Origin of the sequence: Microbacterium sp. bgisy189 (assembly GCF_965345345.1) — a bacterium.
GTDB lineage: Bacteria > Actinomycetota > Actinomycetes > Actinomycetales > Microbacteriaceae > Microbacterium.
This window is the reverse complement of the sequence record NZ_CBDRMZ010000001.1, coordinates 378,373-397,471: the sequence shown is the minus strand read 5'-3', so window position 1 is coordinate 397,471 and position 19,099 is coordinate 378,373. Positions and strand designations below refer to the sequence as shown.

At 67.5% G+C, this 19,099-nt stretch carries 16 protein-coding genes; 8 read left to right on the top strand and 8 right to left on the bottom strand.

Annotated elements, in window-relative coordinates; genetic code table 11:
* Positions 1-5: 5 nt before the first annotated feature.
* Positions 6-884, bottom strand: coding sequence for a UTP--glucose-1-phosphate uridylyltransferase GalU (gene galU, locus ACSF8R_RS01910; protein ID WP_434810149.1), 879 nt, complete (start codon positions 882-884; stop codon positions 6-8).
* Positions 885-974: 90 nt separating this feature from the next.
* Between galU and ACSF8R_RS01905 the strand changes: the two genes are divergently transcribed.
* The 3 genes from ACSF8R_RS01905 to mscL are packed head-to-tail and all read left to right on the top strand — an operon-like array spanning position 975 to position 2,358.
* Positions 975-1,568, top strand: coding sequence for a 5-formyltetrahydrofolate cyclo-ligase (locus ACSF8R_RS01905; protein ID WP_434810148.1), 594 nt, complete (start codon positions 975-977; stop codon positions 1,566-1,568).
* A gap of 15 nt (positions 1,569-1,583) precedes the next feature.
* A complete protein-coding gene (locus ACSF8R_RS01900) occupies positions 1,584-1,895 on the top strand; it encodes an FmdB family zinc ribbon protein (protein ID WP_434810147.1) in 312 nt (103 codons plus the stop codon).
* Between the two features lie 55 nt (positions 1,896-1,950).
* Positions 1,951-2,358 (top strand): large conductance mechanosensitive channel protein MscL, encoded by a 408-nt coding sequence (gene mscL, locus ACSF8R_RS01895; protein WP_434810146.1) that lies wholly within the window; start codon positions 1,951-1,953, stop codon positions 2,356-2,358.
* Positions 2,359-2,607: 249 nt separating this feature from the next.
* On the opposite strand, the gene ACSF8R_RS01890 is transcribed toward mscL, so the two are convergent.
* Positions 2,608-6,249, bottom strand: a complete 3,642-nt coding sequence (locus ACSF8R_RS01890; RefSeq protein ID WP_434810374.1) for an AAA family ATPase — start codon at positions 6,247-6,249, stop codon at positions 2,608-2,610.
* Positions 6,250-6,494: 245 nt separating this feature from the next.
* Here ACSF8R_RS01890 and ACSF8R_RS01885 point away from each other — a divergent pair, with 245 nt between their 5' ends.
* Positions 6,495-7,052 carry a methylated-DNA--[protein]-cysteine S-methyltransferase gene (locus ACSF8R_RS01885; protein WP_434810145.1) on the top strand — a complete coding sequence of 186 codons (558 nt, stop codon included), beginning with the start codon at positions 6,495-6,497 and terminating at the stop codon, positions 7,050-7,052.
* Between the two features lie 80 nt (positions 7,053-7,132).
* Here ACSF8R_RS01885 and ACSF8R_RS01880 read toward each other — a convergent pair whose 3' ends face one another.
* Together ACSF8R_RS01880 and ACSF8R_RS01875 are read right to left on the bottom strand one after the other, a co-directional pair.
* Positions 7,133-8,743 carry a solute symporter family protein gene (locus tag ACSF8R_RS01880; RefSeq protein WP_434810144.1) on the bottom strand — a complete coding sequence of 537 codons (1,611 nt, stop codon included), beginning with the start codon at positions 8,741-8,743 and terminating at the stop codon, positions 7,133-7,135.
* Positions 8,740-9,084, bottom strand: coding sequence for a DUF485 domain-containing protein (locus ACSF8R_RS01875; protein WP_434810143.1), 345 nt, complete (start codon positions 9,082-9,084; stop codon positions 8,740-8,742). The genes ACSF8R_RS01880 and ACSF8R_RS01875 overlap by 4 nt, the downstream gene beginning before the upstream one ends.
* A gap of 113 nt (positions 9,085-9,197) precedes the next feature.
* On the opposite strand from ACSF8R_RS01875, the gene ACSF8R_RS01870 reads away from it, so the two are divergent.
* The 3 genes from ACSF8R_RS01870 (at position 9,198) to ACSF8R_RS01860 (ending at position 11,236) form a co-directional block, all read left to right on the top strand.
* Complete coding sequence (locus ACSF8R_RS01870; protein ID WP_434810142.1) at positions 9,198-10,055, top strand: LuxR C-terminal-related transcriptional regulator; 858 nt, start codon at positions 9,198-9,200, stop codon at positions 10,053-10,055.
* Between the two features lie 226 nt (positions 10,056-10,281).
* Entirely contained in the window at positions 10,282-10,644 is a 363-nt protein-coding gene (locus tag ACSF8R_RS01865; RefSeq protein WP_434810141.1) for a histone-like nucleoid-structuring protein Lsr2, read from the top strand.
* A gap of 31 nt (positions 10,645-10,675) precedes the next feature.
* Positions 10,676-11,236, top strand: a complete 561-nt coding sequence (locus ACSF8R_RS01860) for an NADPH-dependent FMN reductase (RefSeq protein ID WP_434810140.1) — start codon at positions 10,676-10,678, stop codon at positions 11,234-11,236.
* Positions 11,237-11,269: 33 nt separating this feature from the next.
* On the opposite strand, the gene ACSF8R_RS01855 is transcribed toward ACSF8R_RS01860, so the two are convergent.
* The 3 genes from ACSF8R_RS01855 to ACSF8R_RS01845 form a co-directional block, all read right to left on the bottom strand.
* Positions 11,270-12,619: a hypothetical protein gene (locus tag ACSF8R_RS01855; protein ID WP_434810139.1), complete on the bottom strand. Its 1,350-nt coding sequence runs from the start codon at positions 12,617-12,619 to the stop codon at positions 11,270-11,272.
* Positions 12,620-12,762: 143 nt separating this feature from the next.
* Positions 12,763-13,647: a phospholipid scramblase-related protein gene (locus tag ACSF8R_RS01850; RefSeq protein ID WP_434810138.1), complete on the bottom strand. Its 885-nt coding sequence runs from the start codon at positions 13,645-13,647 to the stop codon at positions 12,763-12,765.
* 64 nt (positions 13,648-13,711) lie between these two features.
* A complete protein-coding gene (locus tag ACSF8R_RS01845) occupies positions 13,712-17,185 on the bottom strand; it encodes a TM0106 family RecB-like putative nuclease (RefSeq protein WP_434810137.1) in 3,474 nt (1,157 codons plus the stop codon).
* Between the two features lie 107 nt (positions 17,186-17,292).
* Here ACSF8R_RS01845 and ACSF8R_RS01840 point away from each other — a divergent pair, with 107 nt between their 5' ends.
* Positions 17,293-17,736: a helix-turn-helix domain-containing protein gene (locus ACSF8R_RS01840; RefSeq protein ID WP_434810136.1), complete on the top strand. Its 444-nt coding sequence runs from the start codon at positions 17,293-17,295 to the stop codon at positions 17,734-17,736.
* 10 nt (positions 17,737-17,746) lie between these two features.
* Here ACSF8R_RS01840 and ACSF8R_RS01835 read toward each other — a convergent pair whose 3' ends face one another.
* The gene (locus ACSF8R_RS01835; RefSeq protein ID WP_434810135.1) at positions 17,747-19,036 is read right to left on the bottom strand and encodes a vWA domain-containing protein; all 1,290 of its coding nucleotides are present in this window, start codon (positions 19,034-19,036) and stop codon (positions 17,747-17,749) included.
* Positions 19,037-19,099 lie beyond the last annotated feature (63 nt).

The window sequence follows — 19,099 nt, the reverse complement described above, 5'->3', positions numbered from 1 at the left end:
CGGCGTCAGATTTCGGCCGCGAAGTCCTTCAGCCAGGGACGCAGGTCGGTGCCGAGGTCCTCGCGGTCCACGGCCAGCTGCACGATGGCCTTGATGTAGTCCAGCCTATCGCCGGTGTCGTACCGGCGGCCACGGAAGACGACGCCCAAAACGCCACTCGTCGTCGCAAGTTCCTGCAGCGCATCGGTGAGCTGGATCTCGCCGCCACGGCCGGGTTCGGTGCGCTCGAGCACCTCGAACACGTCGGGGGTGAGGACGTACCGGCCGATGACGGCGTAGTTGGAGGGAGCGTCCTCCTTTTTGGGCTTTTCGACGAGACCGGTGACCTTGACGACATCGGGGTTGTCGGTCGGCTCGACCGCCGCCGCGCCGTACATGTGGATGTTGTCGGGGTCGACCTCCATGAGGGCGACGACGGTGAGGCCGGTGCGCTCGTTCTCGTCGATCATGGTCGTGAGCAGTTCGTCGCGCTCGTCGATGAGGTCGTCACCGAGCATGACGGCGAAGGTCGCATCGCCGACGTGGCCCTTGGCGCGCAGCACGGCGTGGCCGAGCCCCTTGGGCTCGCCCTGACGCACGAAGTGGATGTCGGCGAGTTCGCTGGAGGCCTGCACGCGGCGCAGCCGGTCGAGGTCGCCCTTGTTGGTGAGGTTGTGCTCCAGTTCGGGCACCGAGTCGAAGTGGTTCGAGATGTTGTTCTTGTTGCGCCCGAGGATGATGAGGATGTCATCGATGTTCGCCGAGACGGCCTCTTCGACGACGTACTGGATGGCCGGCTTGTCGACGACCGGCAACATCTCCTTCGGCATCGCCTTGGTCGCGGGGAGGAACCGCGTCCCCAATCCTGCGGCGGGAATGACGGCCTTGATTCGCTTCTGGGGCATGGCGCTACCCTATCCACTCGATGTAACGCGTTCGTGAACGAGACGGCATACGAGTCGGGGGCGCGCCTGTAGCCCGCCTACAATCGACGCATGACCGGCGACATCGATGGTGCGAAGCGCGCATTGCGCGCCGACCTGCGGGAACGTCGCCAACAGCGCTCGGAACTGGCCCTCGAAGAAGCCGCCGCTGGGCTGAAGACCCAGCTCGACGCACTCGTCGATGCGCACGCCGCCCGTTCGATCTCGTGCTTCCTGTCGTCGCCGACCGAACCGGGCACACGCGAGTTCATCGCGGCGGCAACGGCCCGCGGCATCCGCGTGCTGCTGCCGATCACGCGCGCCGACGGCCTGCTCGACTGGGCGGTCGCCGAGCGCGACGGCGGCGAGGTGCAGGGCCTGGCCGGCGTGCCCGAGCCCGACAGCGAGGTGCTGAGCCCGCTCGCGCTCGACGACGTCGACCTGCTCGTGATTCCGGCCGCCGCCGTCGACCGCACCGGGATGCGGTTGGGCTGGGGCCGCGGCTACTTCGACAAGACCCTCGGCTCGATGCAGAGGCGCCCGCCCGTCTATGCCGTCATCTTCGACTCCGAGCTGCTGGACGAGGTCCCCCGCGACCTGCACGACCAGCCGGTGAACGGCGTCGTCACCCCCACCCGAACCCTCACGCTCGCCGACGCGACCTGATCCTTCAGAGGTCTCATGCCTACCTACGCCTATGCCTGCACGCAGTGCGGTCACGCTTTCGACGCCGTCCAGTCCTTCTCGGACGCCTCCCTCACCGAGTGCCCGCAGTGCGGCGGCCTGCTGCGCAAGCAGTACGGCTCGATCGGGGTCACCTTCAACGGGTCGGGCTTCTACCGCACCGATTCCCGCGGTGGATCGAGCGGCGGATCAGGAAGCGGCGCGGGCACCGGTTCGAGCAAAAACGGCACGCCTTCTGGTGAAAAGTCCAGTTCTTCGCCATCATCGAAGCCCGAGGCGACCGCCTCCCCCGCATCCGCGGGAACCTGACCCGGCGACCAGCCGGTATCCCCCCGGCTGCGGCCGGAGCACACAAGGAGGCGCCATGATCCAGGGCTTCAAGGACTTCATTCTTCGCGGCAACGTCATCGACCTCGCGGTCGCCGTCGTCATCGGTGGTGCCTTCACGGCCATCGTCAACGCGGTCGTCGCGAGCATCATCACGCCGCTCGTCGCACTGTTCTACGCACCGAGCGAAGACGGCACGGTCGGTCCGACCTTCATCGGCATCTACGGCCAGGAGGTCACCTTCCCGCTCGGCGACCTGATCACGGCGATCATCAGCTTCCTCGCCGTCGCGCTCGTCGTCTACTTCGCGTTCGTCATGCCGATGAACAAGTGGAAGGAACGCCAGGCTGCGAAGGCCGGCATCGTCGAGGAGGAGCCCGCTCCCACCGAGCAGGAGTTGCTGGTGCAGATCCGCGACCTGCTCGAGAAGAACAAGGCCGTCTGACCAGACGCACCGACTGCTCAGTAGTGGGGCGGAACCTCGTTCCGCATCCGCTCGTCATTCGGACCGGATGCCCCGGCTCCCCGCACCGCGGGAGTCGGGGCATTCGTCTGTCCCGGCGCGGCCGCAGGCGTGGGCGTGGATGCTGCCCGTCGCGCGCGTTCGTCGACGGGCGCGGGCTCGGCACTGGTGCCGGGTGCGGGCGTCAGCTGTGCGCGACGCGAACCCGCGACCCGCACGATGCGCTGACGGTCATTCGGTGACATCGATGGGCTGGGTGGCCGTGTCGGCGATCGGCGTCTGCGGCTCGATGCCGAGGATCGCGGCGACCCGCGACGCGACACCGGCCGGGTCACTGTAGAGGTCGAATGCGTGCACGCGCACGTAGTGCCAGCCCAGGCGGCGAAGGATCTGCGGGCGCAGGCGCAGCGATTCGCGCAGCGATTCGCCGGTCGCTTCGGGGTCGGACTCGACGACGACCGCCTTGCCGCGGTACTGCGCGACCAGCGGCAGCAACCCGCGGTAGTCGACATCGACCGAGGCCCCGAGCCCGCGCAGGTGCTGTGCGAGCGTAAGGGTGAGCGGGTCGGCGAGGTCTTCGAGGCGGGCCTCGCGGGCGCGGGCGGCGATGCCGCCGAGGATGCCCATGAGGGTGGAGGCGCCGTAATCGAGGCGCCCCTCATCGAACGCGGACGGGCGGATCGACGAGACGATCACCATCGAGCGGCGGGCGCGGGTCATGCCGACCGTGAGCAGCCGTTCGCCGTCGGGGGTCGACAGGTCGCCGAAGTCACTGAGCACGCGGCCGTGCTTGGTGAGGCCGAATCCGAGCGAGAAGATGACGCGGTCGCGGCTTTCGGCGACCGATTCTTCGAGGCCGAGGACGGCGAACGGTTCGGCGGTGTCACGACCGACGAAGTCGGCGACGTCGGAGCGGCCCGCGAAGGCTGCGTCGACGGCGGCGCGCACACGCGCTGCGTGTTTGGTCGAGGCGGTGACGACCATGAGCGATTCGGTCGGGCGGTTGACGGCGTGCTCGACGACGAGGTTGACGACGCGGGCGACCTCGGCATCCGGGCTTTCGACGGCACCCGTGACGGGGTCGGGTGCGCCGGTGCCGCCTTCGACGTAGTCGACGCTGAGGCTGCCGCGGCCGAGGTACGAGCCGGCCCACGGCAGCGAGACGATATTGCCGTCGTAGAAAGCGTCGTTGACGAGTTCGGCGAGATCTTCGCCGCCGGCACGGTAGCTGCGGGTGAGGGTCTCGACGGGCACGAGGTGCGAGAGGCGTTCGAAGACGCTCTCTTCGTCGGGTTCGATCTCGGGCTCGTCTTCGTTCGGCTCGACGTGCCCCGCCGCGACGCGGAACGGGGTCGGCTTCTGCGTGACGGGGTCGCCGAACAACACGACCTGCTCGGCGCGGCGCAGTGCGGGCGCGGCCTCTGCCAGGCACAGAGCGCCGGCGTCGGCGATGATGACGACGTCGAAGCGGGGCTGCGACGGAATCTGCCACACCTCGTAGGGCGAGGCGAGCCACACCGGCGCGAGGGTGCGCAGCAGGGTGGGCGCCGAGCCGATGAGTTCTGCGGGTGTCGCGGTGCCCCCGCGCAGGAGCTTTTTGAGGGCGTTCGCTTCACCGGCTTCGTCGACGATCGCGATCTTCCACCGCTTCGCGAGCTCTGATGCCAGCAGCGGCCCCGACGAGGCCGCGTGGGCTTCGTCGACGAGGCGGAAGTCGCGCTCGAGCCGGTCGACGACCGACGTATTGGCACCGAGCAGGGCGCGGTCGCCCCGCAGCATGGCTTCGAGCGCCGACTGCCACCAGGCGAACTCGAACTCGGTCGCGACCTGGTCCTCTGGCACGTGCCGCACCGACAGTTCGGTGAGCAGGCCCTCGAGCCCGAGGTCGGCGAGCTGGGTGCGCAGCGAGGCTCGCTCGACGAGATTGTCGAACACGTCGGATTCCGCGGCAAGGCCCGCGAGGGTGCGTAGCAGCTGCGGAATCGGCAGGCTCGCCAGGGGCACGGTGCGTCCGAGGGCGGCATCCAATTGGGCGAGGTCGCCGTCGACGCGCTGCCAGGCGTTGGCGACCTCGTCGAGGCCGATCGGGATCTCGGGCATGACGCCGGGTTCGACGAACTGCTGCCACTGCGCGCGCTGCTGCTGCACGCGCAGCAGCGATTCGTGCATGTCGGTGACGTGCATGCCGGGGCGCACGTACTCCTTCGACAGGCGCTTGAGGCGGCGACGGTTGGCGCCCGTCATGTTGGGTGCGTCGCGGCGGTGACCGTGCGCGTCGATGAGTTCGCCGAGGGGGCGTTCGAACACGGTGAGGCTGAACCGGTCGAGCGAGGCGCGGATGCCCTGCAGCAGGTGCACGTAGCCGCCGAGTTCGCTGACCGTCGTGAACGGGCGCATGCGGGTCTGCCCGATGAGTTCGTACCCGCGTTCGAGCACCCCCGGCACCGAGCTGCGGTGCAGGCGACCGGCCAGGGCGTGGGTGGCCTTGGCCTCTTCGGTCGTCGCGAACGCGACGCCGTACCAGGGCGAGTCGTCGGGGCCGAAGCGGAACTCGCCGAGGCGGGCTGCGGTCGCAAGCGCGGTCGCGGCTTCGGTGCGGCGGGTCGACAGGGTCTGCAGCGTCGAGCTGTCGAAGCGGGTCGCGGCTGCGGGCTGCGGGTCGCGGCGCGCGATCGTCGCGAGGGTGCGCACCGCTTCGAGCGGCGAGACGCCGATCTGGGGATGCGGCTGCGTGAGCGCGCCGCGGTAGTCGCGCAGCACGGTGCGAAGCCGCAGCAACGCGTCGTCGACTTCGCCGACCTTGGGCGGTGTGGCCTTCTCATTGCGCGCGATGGCGCGAATGAGGTCGCGGGCGGTCTGCGACGGCGAAACGGCGAGGCCTGCCAGGCCGATGCCGCTGAGGCGGTGCCGCACGCCCTCGAGGGTGGAGCGTCGGGCGCTCACGACGAGCACGCGCTTGCCGGCGCGGACGAGTTCGCCGACCGCATTGATGACGGTCTGCGTGCCGCCGGTGCCCGGCAGGGTGCGCACGACGAGCGATTGGCCGGCGACGATGCGGGCGAGCACCGCTTCTTGTTCGGCGTCGGCATCGAGCAGCAGCCGGTCGGATGCCGGGGGCCGTTCGTCGGCCGACAGCGGCTCCGAAGAGCGCACGACGGTCGAGACCCGTTCGCGGTCGGCTTCGTGACCGGCGAGGGCGTTGAGCACGGGGTGGTCAAGGTCGGCGAGGTCGCGTTCGGTGCGCGAGGCGACGTCGGCGAAGGTCGAGACCGCCAGGCGCGGCTGCACCGAGAACGACTCGATGTGCGAGGTGAGGGCCCGCAGGTGGTCGATGACCGGTTGCGGCTTGAAGACGTTCTCGTCGTAGGCGAGCGCGGCGAGCGCGCGGCCGTCGAGGTCGATGCCGTAGTGCACGCGCACGGCTTCGACGAGTTCGGGGTTGATGGTGAACGCGCCGCGCAGCTTGAGATCGAAGTCGGCGTGGTGGCGGCGGATCGCGAGGGGACGCAGCAGCACGGGCGCGGTGTAGGAGACGCCGCCGACGCGCCAGGCGGCGATGCCGACGGCGAGGTGCACCGTATCGAGCCCGCGTGCGGTGCGCAGTTCGACGTCTTTCGCGGCGATGCGTTCGGCGGCCATGCGGGCGGAGCGCAGGGCGACCTCGTCGCGGAACAGGTTCGACAGCAGCGTCGAGCGGCCGGTGATGAACTGCGGCAGGCTGCCGGGGTGGGCGGTCGTGATGTCGATGCCGGCGTCGCCCGCGTCGCTGTAGTGCAGCAGCGTGGAGCGGCCACCCAGGTGCGCGGCTTCGAGTCGCAGGCGGGTGCGCTCGGGTTCGGCGACGTGTGCGACGTGCACGTCGGGTTCAGCCATGTCGAGGTCTCCGGGGGTCACTGAGCGAGCGTGCTCGGCCTCATTCGGGTCGGGCACGGCTTCGCCTTCTGCTCGCCACACACGAGACAGCGTAGGTCGACCGCCTGTCGTTTGCCCGGAGAACGGCAGGGTTTCGCACGATTCACCGCCTCGCCGCCTCCTCCACAGCCGCCCGATCCGGCCTGTTGTCCCCACCTGTCACACCAGTCACAGCGAAGGTCTGCGGCGACCAGCAGGATTGAGCCATGACCGACGCCTTCCACACCGTGCATGAGACCCCGATCGGCGACGCCCTCGTCGTGGTGACGGATGCCGGACTCGTCGCCCTGCACGTGCTCGACGGCCCGGACGATGACGAACTGGCATCCCTCAGCGTGCTGCTGGGCGCGGTCCCCCGCTCGGATGCCGCGGCCACCGCCGCCGTGTGCGAGCAGCTCGATGAGTACTTCGACGGCGAGCGCACCGACTTCGACCTCGCCGTGGACTGGCGGCTCGTCGACGGGTTCACCCGCGCGGCGTTGCAGGCGGTGCGCGAGATTCCGTACGGCCAGACGGCGTCGTACGGCGAGGTGGCGATCATGGCCGGATCCCCCGGCGCACACCGCGCGGCGGGGTCGGCGTGCGCGAAGACGCCGATCTCGATCGTGGTGCCGGCGCATCGCGTCGTGCGATCGGACGGGTCGATCGGCGAGTACGGCGGTCACCCCGAGATCAAGCGGTTCCTGCTCGACCTGGAGGCCAGGGTGGCAGAGGCCAAGGTCGCGACACCGCCGGTCGAAGCACAGACGTCCGGCGGCGAGTAGGCCGCCGCCGGCACAACAAGGCGCGGCCCCGAACCTCCCGCAGTGGAGTGGTCCGGGGCCGCGCCGCGTGCGGCATCCGATCAGTGTTCGGTGGCCTTCTCGGCGCCGTAGCCGGTGAGGGAGCGCACCTCCATCTCGGCGGCTTTGACCGGGTCCTCCTTCTTCTTGGCGGTGACCGACCCGAGCCAGCCGAGGAAGAACCCGAGCGGGATCGACACGATGCCCGGGTTGTTCATCGGCCAGATGGCGGTGCCGACGTTGCGGAACACGCTCGTCTCGGTGCCCCAGAACACGGGCGAGAGCACGATGAGGATGACGGCTGCGGCCAGTCCGCCGTACATGCTCCACACCGCGCCGCGGGTGGTGAACCCGCGCCAGAACAGCGAGTAGATGATCGTCGGCAGGTTCGCGGAGGCGGCGACCGCGAAGGCGAGCGCCACGAGGAACGCGACGTTCTGCCCCTGCACGCCGATGCCGCCGAGAATCGCGAGCACACCGATGACGATCACTGTGCGACGGGCGACCTTCACTTCACCGTCGGGCGGCACGTTGCCCTTCTTCACGACGTTCGCGTAGATGTCGTGCGCGAACGAGGCTGCCGCCGTGATGGTGAGGCCTGCGACGACCGCCAGGATCGTGGCGAACGCGACGGCGGAGATGAATCCGAGCAGCAGCGGTCCGCCGAGGGCGTTGGCCAGCAGCGGGGCTGCCGAGTTCACACCGCCGGGGGCGGCTTTGATGACCTCGGGGCCGACGAGGGCGCCTGCGCCGTAGCCGAGCACGAGGGTCAGCAGGTAGAACAGGCCGATCAGCCAGATCGCCCATACGACCGAGCGACGTGCTTCTTTCGCTGTCGGGACGGTGTAGAAGCGCATCAGCACGTGCGGGAGACCCGCGGTGCCGAGCACGAGCGCGAGGGCGAGCGAGATGAAGTCCCATGGGTTCGCGCCGTACTGCAGGCCCGGGCCGAGGATCGCGTCCTGCGGGTCGGCGGAGGCTGCCGCGACGGCCGACTCGAGCAGGGTGTTGAGGTTGAACCCGTTGATCGCGAGCACCCAGATCGTCATCGCGAGGGCGCCGCCGATGAGCAGGAACGCCTTCACGATCTGCACCCAGGTGGTGCCCTTCATGCCGCCGATGAGCACGTAGACGATCATCAGCACGCCGACGACGGCGACGACGAGGGACTGCCCGATCTGGTCGCTGATGCCGAGCAGCAGCGAGACGAGCCCGCCGGCGCCTGCCATCTGGGCGAGCAGGTAGAAGAAGCAGACCGCGAGGGTCGTGATGGCCGCGGCCATCCGCACCGGTCCCTGCTTGAGGCGGAACGAGAGTACGTCGGCCATCGTGAACTTGCCGGTGTTGCGCATGAGCTCGGCGACCAGCAGCAGGGCGACGAGCCAGGCGACGAGGAATCCGATGGAGTAGAGGAATCCGTCGTAGCCGTTGATGGCGATCGCGCCGACGATGCCGAGGAACGATGCGGCCGACAGGTAGTCGCCTGAGATCGCGAAGCCGTTCTGCGGGCCGGTGAACGAGCGGCCGGCGGCGTAGTAGTCGGCGGCGGTCTTGTTGTTGCGGCTGGCGCGGATGACGATGAACAGCGTCACGGCGACGAACGCGCCGAAGATCGTGATGTTCAGGATGGGGTTGTTCTCGACGGTGGATGCCGCCGCTGCGAGCGTCGTCATGCGGTGGGCTCCTTCGCTTCGAGCTCGTCGCGGATCTCGGAGGAGATCGGGTCGAGTTTGCGGTTGGCGAAGGCGACGTAGCCCATCGTGATCGCGAAGGTGGTCACGAACTGGCCGAGGCCGAGCAGCAGGCCGATCGTGATGTCACCGCTGACGCGGGTCGCCATGAACTCGGGGGCGAATGATGAGAGCAGCACGTAGGTGAAGTACCAGACCAGGAACGCGACGGTCATGGGCCAGACGAAGCTGCGGTGTTTGCGTTTGAGTTCTTGGAACCGGGGGGATTCTTCGACCTCGACGTAGTCGATCGCGCCCGTGGGGGCGGAGTGCGATCCGGACATGTGGCCTCCTTGCCTCATGAGATCTCGCGCACGCCGACGCTGGCGGACGCGATGGTACCGTTGACGATACGAGTGGGGGCGTCGTAGGAGTCACCCCCGGAAGTAGGTACGCGATGGCGACGAGCGGCCTCGCATCCGATGCCGACCTGCTGGCCCGCGCTGTCGGCGCGATGGCCACCCGCACCGGTTTTCCGGTCGCGTTCGGCGGATTCGAGCACGATGACACCGTTGAGGTGACGTCGGTCGCCGGTGCCCGCACGCCGTACATCGACGGCCTCGTGGTGCATGCCACGCGTGGCCTGGGCGGTCGGGCGCTCGTGGAGCACCGCCCGCGCCTGGCGCTCGATTACAAGTCTTCGCGGCACATCACGCACGACTATGACCGCGCGATTCTCGGTGAGGGCATCTCGACGCTGTTCGCGGTGCCCGTGATGGTGGCGGGGCGCGCCCGCGGCGTGCTGTACGCCGGTGCGTGGGGTCAGACGCAGTTGGGTGATCAGGCGGCGCGCAGCGCGCTGTCGGTCGCGTCGGACTTCGCGGTCGAGTTGCGGGTGCGCGATGAGGTGCAGCGCCGGTTGGCGCTCGTCTCCCCCGCGGCGCCCGCACAGACGGTGCTACCCGGTTCGACGCAGGAGTCGCTGCGCGAGCTGTTCGCAGAGTTGCGTGGCATCTCTGCCGATGTGCGGGATGCCGGCATCCGTGCGCGCCTGCAGCGTTTGGAGCGCCGCATGGCGGGGCTCACGCAGGAGGAGCCGCCGGCCGATGAGCTGCTCGATGTGCGGTTGTCGCCGCGCGAGGTGGATGTGCTGGCGTGTGCTGCGCTCGGTTCGACGAATGCCGAGATCGCCGCGACGCTCGTGCTGCGCGAGGGCACCGTGAAGTCGTACCTGCAGTCCGCGATGTCGAAGCTTGACGCCTCGACCCGCCACGCCGCCGTCGCCAAGGCCCGCCGCGCCGGCCTCCTCCCTTAACCGGTCGTTGAGCGCTCGAAGCGAGACGAAACGCCCCACCCCCGGTGGTCGAGTGCCGCAGCGAAGCTGCGGTGTATCGAGACCCACCCCCCCCCGCGCCGCGCTGGACTTCCGGTGGTCGAGTGCCGCAGCGAAGCTGCGGTGTATCGAGACCCACACCCCCCACGCCCTGCCCGTTGAGCGAGCGAAGCGAGACGAAACGCCCCACGATCAGTAGTCTCAGAAAATGGCCCGCAGAATCGTGCATCAGCTCGTCGACGACCTCGATGGGACCGTGCTGGAGGTCGGTGAGGGTGAGACGGTGTTGTTCTCGCTCGATGGCACCGCGTTCGAGATCGACTTGACGGATGAGAACGCCGCGTCGTTCCGTGACGCGCTCCAGCCGTATATCTCCGCCGCGCGCCGTGTCTCAGCATCCCGCCCATCGACACCGCGAGCATCCGGTTCGGGCAGTGGCCGGGTCCAACGCCGCGCCGGCCAGCGCGATTACGCGCCGATCCGCGTGTGGGCGGCGGAGAACGGCTACACCGTGTCTGAGCGGGGACGGGTTCCGGCGGCGGTGCTCGAGGCGTACGACGCGGCGCACTGACACCGGCGGGCGCGTGTGCCACGATCGGAACATGACACGCATCATGGTGATCACGGCATCCGTTCGTCCGGTTCGTCTCGGTGAGCCGATCACCCGGTGGGTGCTCGATCGCCTGGCAGAGCGTGACGATGTCGAGGTCGATCACGTCGATCTGCGCGAGTTGGCGCTGCCGTTCATGGATGAGCCGAAGCATCCGAGCACCCACGAGTACACGAAGCCGCACACGATCGCGTGGAGCGAGCGTGTGTCGAAGGCGGATGCCGTGATCGCCGTGACGCCCGAATACAACCACTCGTACGCGCCCGCGCTGAAGAACGCGATCGACTACCTCGCTCGCGAGTGGAAGCGGATGCCGATCGGCTTCGTCAGCTACGGCGGGCTCTCAGGCGGCACCCGCGGCGTCGTCGGGATGCTACCCGTGCTCGCCGTGCTCGGCATGGTCAAGACCATGCGCAGCGTCGAGCTGCCATTCGCCGCGAAGCAGGTCGTGGACGGGGTGTTTCAGGCCGAGGCGCGACAGGATGAGTCGCTGGATGGGGTGGTTGAGGAGTTGGTGGGGCTCGTCGAGACGCTGCTCGCGGCCCGCTCGTAGGCACAACGCGTCGGCATCTCGAACGAGGCCCGGTCAGCCTTCGGATTCCACCGACGAGTTTCCGTCACCGCCGGCACCAGATCGCTTGAGGCGCGCAGCCACACCACCTGCGATCGCCGACGCGGACTTCTTCACCCCGGCGAGAGCTGTGGAAGCACGAGACGGATCGGCGATGCCGTCCCCATCGAGGTCTACCTCGCGGAACACGCCGGCGACCCGATCGAGGGCTTCCGCGCCGGCTCGCCCAGCTGCCGAGGCGCCGCCGGCAACCGTGGTCAGAATCTTCTCGCCGGCCTCGCTCGCCGCCTGGTGCCATCGCTTGGCCTCGAGATCTGCGTCCTGCCCTTCGAGGCCGAGGCGGGTTCTGAAATCCAACAGTCCGATAGCGACCTGCTTGCTCGATCTGACCGCTGCTGGCGAATCGAGGGGGTTCAGCAGCATGCGACCGTTGGCCGCGCGGACCGTTTGTTCCATTTGTGCGATAAGTCTCGCTGTGCTCCGCCCGACGAGATCGAGCCGCTTCTCTCTCGCGGCCATCACACCAAGTCGGTGATCGTCGAGTTCCTCGGGAGACGCGTCGAAGACCCTGTCCAGTTCGAGCACGCCGACGCCATCCTGCAGCTGAAACGTGCGGGCGAGCACCGCCAACCACTCCCGCACCTGCGGTTCGGCAGCACGCGTGGCGAGGGCGACATCCCCGAAGTCCGACTTCTTCTTCAGTTTGTCAGCGATCGCATCGAGTTGGCGCAGTGCGTAGGCCTGTGTGCGCGCGATTGTCATGCCTGTCGCCTGCACCTTGGACCACGTCACGTCGGAGACGCGGCCCACATGACCGCGAACGGTCAAGGCCTCTTCGATGATGAGGTCGACACCGATCATGTCTGCGAGCACCGCGTCCTTCTGGGCGCGCAGGATGTCATCGACCTTCTCGTTGAGTTCATGGAGGTACTCAACGATCTCATCCATCTGACGCTGCATCGCCTGCTGCTGCATCATCGTGGCGATCGCAGTCAGTGCGAATGGCCCGGAAAGGAGCCCAAAGCCGACCATGTCGATCTGCAGCCACTTCTGGACCTCTCCGGGCTTGCCGATCATTGCGTGGCTCACACCCGGGGCCTTGGTCGGCATCAACCCGAACTCCTTGACTGCCTCGGCCGATTCCTTGGTGAGCTTCACCCATCGACCGGAGTTGGCAGCGGCCTCGGAGCCGACCTGCACGACTGCCCCGGCACCGCTTCCGAGCGCGTTCACCCGATGCAAGTCGAGCTTACGCCCGGGCAAGTTGGCAAGCCCCGACGAGAGCATGAAACGCTCGACATCGTCAGGCTGGCCCACGATCGCGAGGCTCTGACCGTCGCTGACAAGCTCAATCGCAGTCTCCATAGGTGTCCATTCCGCTCTGTTTGCGCATCAATGTTGTGCGGACCACCGCCAGACGCCCTCGATACGGTGACCGATGTTCGCCCGCTGAATGACGGCCCCCGCGCGCTGAGCCTCCGGGCGGCACGTCGCCCCCTCCCCCTGTGTCAGCGCACGTTCTTGGCGTCGCTGCTCTGTTTGAGAACTGTGTCCACAACGAGCGAGGCCGACACGACGAGGGACAGGAGAGGATCCTCGAGTGATCTGTAAATCTCCAACACATAGTTGTCCGCTTTGGTGAAGTTCTCCCGACCGAATCCCGCCCACGATTTCGTGATGCGGGCGAGCTCGTCTCCGTGCGGGTCCTGGATGCTGAAGTCCCACGCCCGCCAGTCCTCGGCGTTGATTGAGCCGATGACCTGCCCCGCGGACTCCATCCGGAATCGGACGTTGAAACGGCCACCGAGCACTGATGCCATGACGCCCAGGTTCTCCTGCGTGATCTGTCCCACCGCCGAGCCGTCGTCGCGCATGACCGTGACCTTGGACTTGAGCACGGTCGCGGGTCGCGTCAATGTGAGCACCGACCGTCCATCGCGGTCGACGATCTGGAAACGCTTCGTCGCGTTGTCGCGTCCGACAGCCATCCGCGACATGCTCCGCCCGAATTCTCGGACGCCGCCCACGCGGTGACCGTGCTGATTGAAGACCGTGTACTCGGCCTTCCGTTCGAACAGCTTCGCCTTCTGGTTCACCACGAGGACCCGCTCGGTGAATAGTGTGCCTCCGCCGGAGACGCCGGAGTCGCCCACCCCGAGCTTCTGCAGTTGTCGTTGAATCTTCCGATTGGCGAGGGGAAGCGAACCGCCAGCCTGATGGTTCGCCGCCGCCGCCTGGGGCACCACAGCAGACGGCGGCGGGATGACAGGAGCATCGACCGACTGGCGGCCATGGGAGCCGACATGTTCAGTCCACTGAGCTCCGTCCCAGTAACGGTGCTCGTGTCGCCCGAAGGGATCAGGGAACCATCCCGCCGGCGCATGTTCGGTCATGAGTGGAGGCTAACAGCGACTTGCGAGTTCATCGGGTTCAATCATGTGTTTCGAGGTGCGCGCGTCACTGCCCGCCATCAGCGCCGACCAGCGTGACGAACGCGCTCAGTTCCTTGAGCCCGTCGATACTCGCCGGCAGGTGTTCGAGCAGACCTGGTGAGTAGATGAGGACCGACGCCCACTGGGCACGCGAGATCGCCACGTTGAGTCGGTTTCGGTTGATCAAGAACTCCATACCTCTCGGCGCATCCGTTGCGGATGACGCCGACATCGACAGAATCGCAATCACCGCTTCGCGCCCCTGGAACTTGTCAACGGTCCCTACCTCAACCCCGACGTACCCAGCTTGCGCAAGTTGTGCAAGAACGAGCTCGCGCTGCGCGTTGTAGGGCGTCACCACGATGATGTCCTCCGCCCGGAGTGGGTCCGCCTCGCGTCCTGCCCCGAGGTCCGTCCACGGTGATCCCACGAGCGCGCGCACCTGGTCGACAACGGCTCCCGCCTCCTCGACCGAGGAGACGGCGTTCCCACGATGAGCGACCTGCTCAACATGGAGTCCCGACTTGACCCCGGAGAGGTGTCGGCCGGCATTGCCGTCGTACGCGTGCAAAGCCCCCCGATACGACAGGTGCGAGACATGTGCCGTAAGCGCCGCGTCCATCCTTCGGGTGAGCGGGAGGAAGTATCCGAATCGCGCCGGCAGCACCGACTCACCGCCCGCGATCCATCCGAGCGCGGACTCATCGATCGGCTGAGCGTGCACGCCCTGAGATACCTGCGGAAGCTGTTGCGGGTCACCGAGGAGCAGCAGCCGCTGGGCGGCGACCGATACCGCAATCGTGTTCGCGAGGGAGAACTGCCCCGCCTCGTCGACGACCAGGAGGTCAAGCTCGCCGCGCGGAACTTGATTGGCGTTCGAGAAGACCCAAGACGTCCCGCCGATGACGTATCCCGCAGGTTGGTCGGCCGCCCACCCCAAGATTTCGGCCGACTTCACCGCTGTCGAACTCTCGCCAGCGACGTGGGCGATTGCATCGACGTCCGCCCCGGCCCTGACGACCGCGTCGAGGAAGTTGTCGATCACCGCGTGCGACTGCGCCGTGACACCGACTCGCCATCCCGACTGTACGAGTTGCACGATCGCGTGAGCGCCGACATGCGTCTTCCCCGTTCCGGGCGGTCCCTGCACCGCCAGGTAGGAGCGGTCGACGCTTCGCAGGGCCGTCGCGAGTGTCGCGGCATCAAGAACGTCCGCTTGCGGAAGCGCCTCCGACGTTGTCCGCGGCGGCACTCGACGAAGGAGGTCGGATGCCGCATCCGCCGGCCAGTCGGGCAGATCGCTCGCGACTGCACGGCACCATTCCGCGATCGCCTGGCGTTGCACCTTGGTGTCGATCGGCGGCCCGGGCGTCAGCGCGATGGGGAGATCCGAGAAGGGCTCATCGTCCTTGCCCAGCACCTCGGTCACGGTCAGCCAATCTTCACCGACCGCGTCGATCGCGACCTTCCGGGCGACCCTGGCGCCCGGGTCGTCGAAGTCGGTTCGCGGCGCGTCGGAATCTACGTCGTACAGGAGGTACGAGTTGGGCTGAGTCGACGCCTTCAACAGAGACCCGGGCGCCGCTTGGCCCGTCAGCCGCAACCGACGGCGCAGGTTCCGTTGCCGACCTTCCTTGTACCAGTCGCGTTCAACTTCCGTGCGCTGCACGTCGAACACGCCGCGCTGATCGATCCATTCGTCGACGGGGGCGAGGAGCCGGCCGAAGTGCTCCCACCACGTCTTCTTGTCTTCCCGGGCGTGGTAGCCGACGGCAGCTGCGGCGAGCGCGATCGGCATCCGCTCAGGGTCCTGCTGCGCCGTCACGGGGTCGCCCGCGAGTGCGAGAAGCTCATCCGCCAGCTCGATCGCTTCGCGGGCTTGGTCCGAAAGCACTCGCGGCTCGGGGGCGGGCGACGGCTGCGTGCGGTCGCCGATCGGCGTCAGCGCGAGAAGCCAGTCACGCAACCGCAGCGTCGACCGGCAGTCATACGCGTTGTAGTCCTCGATGCTGCGGAGCTTCTGTGCATAGGCGTCCAGGTCGCCCGCATCCCGAAGCTCGACAGCGTGCGCGTATTCGACGATCGAGTCCCCGGCGTTCGTGACGCCATCGTCGTCGCGCAGATCGTCGCCCATGTAGAGCGGCTCGAGCTTCTTGATCGAGTACGACGGCGACCCCACCCTCACCGACGAGCGGACCACCGGGTACAGGTCGACCAGCACGTGCTGCCGAAAGAGGTCGTCGACGATCTCTTCGCCATAGCCGTGGCGAATGGCCAACTCCGCGAGGTGTGTCCGTTCGTAGGACGCGTAGTGGTAGACGTGCATCTGGGGGTGTCGCCGGCGCCGCTCGGTCAGGTACTCGAGGAACTCACGGAGCGCTTGCCCCTCTTCGGCGAAGTTGTGTGCCCAGAACGACCGGAACGTCCCATCCGCCTCCACGAGGCCGAAGAGGTAGTCGAGTCCCCATGCTGCGCCCCCGCCCTCGGTATAGAGGGGGTCGCCTTCGAAGTCGAAGAAGATGTCCCCCTCATTGGGGGCGGGCAGCGAGTTGATCGAAGAGGCGTCGACGAGGGAGAAGGGAGGAGCTTCGCCCTCGATCGCTTGCAGTTGGAGCGCGGCCTGAGCTCGCAAAGTCGCGAGCGTGCGCTGGCCGATCCCGTCGACTGGCCCGGAGCTCACCGCGAGGTCGTCGATCGTGCGGATGCCGGCGGCCAGGAGCCGCTCGCGTTGCGCGCGTCGAAGATTGGCCACCAGAAGCACGTCACGGTTCGTCGCGATCTCCGCGGCGCAGTGGTCACAGGCGCCGCAGATGGAGAATCTGGAGTCTGCCCAGGCCACCGGCGCACCGTCGCTGCCGGCAGCCTCGCGGTCGCGGAGCCGGATGAGCTCGAGCAGCCGTCGACGGCGCAGCCGGTACACCGGCAGCAGGTCATCGACGCGGTGCTCCGACGGGGTACCGTCGCCGAGCAGGAGGGAGACCGTCTCGTCGACGCGCACGCCGCAACGACTCAACTGGTCCGCATAGGCTGCGAGTTGCAGGACCGCCGTCACCTTGGGCGACCGGGCGAGCTTCGTGTCTTCGATCCGATAGGTTCCGTCTGGCTGGCGCACGATGAAGTCCGCGAATCCGACGAAGGCTGTGTTCGCGGCAGGGTCGAGATCGAACATCGTCGCTTGGAAGACGACGTCCTTCCCGCTGGCGAACGCGCCTAGGCTGGCGGAGGCGGCTTCCGACATCGAGTCGAGGGTCAGCGGATCCGGTCGCTCGATTTCAGCAACCCCGTCACCGAACTGCGCGCGGTATGCCTCGAGTACGCGCATCTCGTGTGCGCCGCCGAGCGCCGCCGTGCGGTCCAGGAGGGCGTCAACCTTTGCATCGATTCGCTCGATGCGGCCCCGGAGTTGATCGAGTCTGCGTAGGAACGCGAACTCGCAGTTCGACGCCAGCGTCAGGTCGCTTGCGCTTGTCACGAGGGTGCCGTCAGGCAGGAGAAACATCGCCATCCTTCGGTCGGACTACAGGAACGAGCACGGCTGTCGCCGAGCCCCAATCTGCCAACTTCTTTCCGATTGCATGAGATCGTCTGTTCTGAGAGCATAGATGCATGCCTTCTGACAGCCCCGAACCGCGCGCAACAGGTTCCTCCCCACGCACCGGGGATCTCGCGCTCGGCAAACGCATCGCGGCGCGGCGCGAGGAGCTCGGAATGAGCCGCAAGGAGCTGGCGGAGGCCACCGACCTCTCGTACCCGTACGTCGCGCAGATCGAAACGGGGTACCGGCTCCCATCCGCGAAGCACCAGGTGACGTTGTCGCGTGTGCTCGGGATGTCGCTCGACGACTTGTTCGACACCGCGGAGAGCCTCCCCACCATGCGCTCCGCTGGCTCCCCTGCCCGAACGGCTCCAACTTCGCTCGACGAAGCGATCGACGGGGCGGTCCACGCGCTGGAGTCACTCCCCTCCTCCGTGCGGATGGAGGCGCTCAACAAGGTGCAGACCCGGGTGATGCAGGGCGTCGTCGAAGACCGCAGCCGCACACAGCGCTGAGGCAGTCGGCTCACCCGGCGACCGACCCGTCGGCATCGGTCGCATCCGTGCGACCACGCTTGCGGTTCATCTGGTGGTACGACGACCGGCTGAGCTTCGACATGTACTGCGTCGACTGCTCGGCTGCCATAGCAGTCATGCGGTCGACCGATGAGATCTCGTCCCTGATGCCCAGCGCGGACTCCGCCGGCGCCAGCTCCAGGGCCCGGCTGAGGTGGGACTTCGCCTCGACGAGATGTGCACGGGCTGACGCGACCTGGTCGCGCTCGAATGCCTCGGAGGCGAGCTTCTTCGCCTGCTGCGCATCCTGAAACAGCTTCTCGGACTCGACCACCGGGTGAGCAAGTCGCCTCGCAGCCTCATCGCCGGGGACGACATTGACCACGACGGGCAGTTTCGCGGTGTACTCGACCATGGCGGAGAGTTCGACGTACGCGACCTCCAGCGACGCGATCTTCGCCGCTCCGAGTTCGGACTTGCCGGGCACCTTGAGCTTGATCAGGAGACGACGCTTCTCCTCCGCGTACAGGTCGCCGATCTCGATCATGATGCGACCGTCCGCAAGCGCCTGGCTCGGAAGGTCGTTGTACAGCCGCACCATCGCCACCGCAGGCTCGAGAACGAGGGTGAGCGTCACGGCCTGCGCGACCTTGGCCAGCAGGCCGTCGACCTCGCCGGCGATGGCAGCTCCCGCCGCGTCCGGGTCACTTGCGAACACGTGGTTGCCCGCACCGGAGCGCGCGAGCGCCGAAAGCAGCGTCTCGTCGTAGTGCTCTCCGTAGCCCAGTGTCGAGATCACGACGCCGGCCTCCCGCGCGTGCTCGGCGACCCGCGCGAAGTCGTCGACGTCGCGAAGCCCGGCGTTCACGTGCCCATCCGAGATGACCAGCAGTGTGCCGCCGTCGCGGGCGACTCGCTTGAGATCGCGCAAGCCCCTCAGCAGCCCCGACCCGAGGTCGGTTGAGCCACCGGGAGATAGGCTCCGGATGCGCGCGATCGCGTCTTCCTTGTCGAGCAGCGGTCCCGCGGCAACGACGATCTGCGCTTCGTTGTCGAATGCGACCAGACCGAAGTTGTCCGACGGCTCCAACCGCCGCACCAGGGCGATCAGCGCGTCCTTCGCTCCCTGCAACGGCGCACCCGACATCGAACCGCTTCGGTCGAGAACGACCTGCAGCGAGGCGACGGAGCGGGATCGCTGCGCATCGATGGCCGGCGCGTCGATGTCAAGCATGATCGTGACGTCGTCTTCGACGTCGAGCGCGACGGCGTTGACATCGAGTTGGGTGTTGAACTTCATGGTTCCTCGCATCGCAATAGGGGAGTTATGCTATCAGCATAGCTCATGCTCCCTGCGATGCGC

Excerpts from the sequence above, each read along its gene's own strand:
- galU (WP_434810149.1), bottom strand. The coding sequence starts at position 884 with ATGCCCCAGAAGCGAATCAAGGCCGTCATTCCCGCCGCAGGATTGGGG.
- ACSF8R_RS01905 (WP_434810148.1), top strand. The coding sequence starts at position 975 with ATGACCGGCGACATCGATGGTGCGAAGCGCGCATTGCGCGCCGACCTG.
- ACSF8R_RS01900 (WP_434810147.1), top strand. The coding sequence starts at position 1,584 with ATGCCTACCTACGCCTATGCCTGCACGCAGTGCGGTCACGCTTTCGAC.
- mscL (WP_434810146.1), top strand. The coding sequence starts at position 1,951 with ATGATCCAGGGCTTCAAGGACTTCATTCTTCGCGGCAACGTCATCGAC.
- ACSF8R_RS01890 (WP_434810374.1), bottom strand. The coding sequence starts at position 6,249 with ATGGCTGAACCCGACGTGCACGTCGCACACGTCGCCGAACCCGAGCGC.
- ACSF8R_RS01885 (WP_434810145.1), top strand. The coding sequence starts at position 6,495 with ATGACCGACGCCTTCCACACCGTGCATGAGACCCCGATCGGCGACGCC.
- ACSF8R_RS01880 (WP_434810144.1), bottom strand. The coding sequence starts at position 8,743 with ATGACGACGCTCGCAGCGGCGGCATCCACCGTCGAGAACAACCCCATC.
- ACSF8R_RS01875 (WP_434810143.1), bottom strand. The coding sequence starts at position 9,084 with ATGTCCGGATCGCACTCCGCCCCCACGGGCGCGATCGACTACGTCGAG.
- ACSF8R_RS01870 (WP_434810142.1), top strand. The coding sequence starts at position 9,198 with ATGGCGACGAGCGGCCTCGCATCCGATGCCGACCTGCTGGCCCGCGCT.
- ACSF8R_RS01865 (WP_434810141.1), top strand. The coding sequence starts at position 10,282 with ATGGCCCGCAGAATCGTGCATCAGCTCGTCGACGACCTCGATGGGACC.
- ACSF8R_RS01860 (WP_434810140.1), top strand. The coding sequence starts at position 10,676 with ATGACACGCATCATGGTGATCACGGCATCCGTTCGTCCGGTTCGTCTC.
- ACSF8R_RS01855 (WP_434810139.1), bottom strand. The coding sequence starts at position 12,619 with ATGGAGACTGCGATTGAGCTTGTCAGCGACGGTCAGAGCCTCGCGATC.
- ACSF8R_RS01850 (WP_434810138.1), bottom strand. The coding sequence starts at position 13,647 with ATGACCGAACATGCGCCGGCGGGATGGTTCCCTGATCCCTTCGGGCGA.
- ACSF8R_RS01845 (WP_434810137.1), bottom strand. The coding sequence starts at position 17,185 with ATGTTTCTCCTGCCTGACGGCACCCTCGTGACAAGCGCAAGCGACCTG.
- ACSF8R_RS01840 (WP_434810136.1), top strand. The coding sequence starts at position 17,293 with ATGCCTTCTGACAGCCCCGAACCGCGCGCAACAGGTTCCTCCCCACGC.
- ACSF8R_RS01835 (WP_434810135.1), bottom strand. The coding sequence starts at position 19,036 with ATGAAGTTCAACACCCAACTCGATGTCAACGCCGTCGCGCTCGACGTC.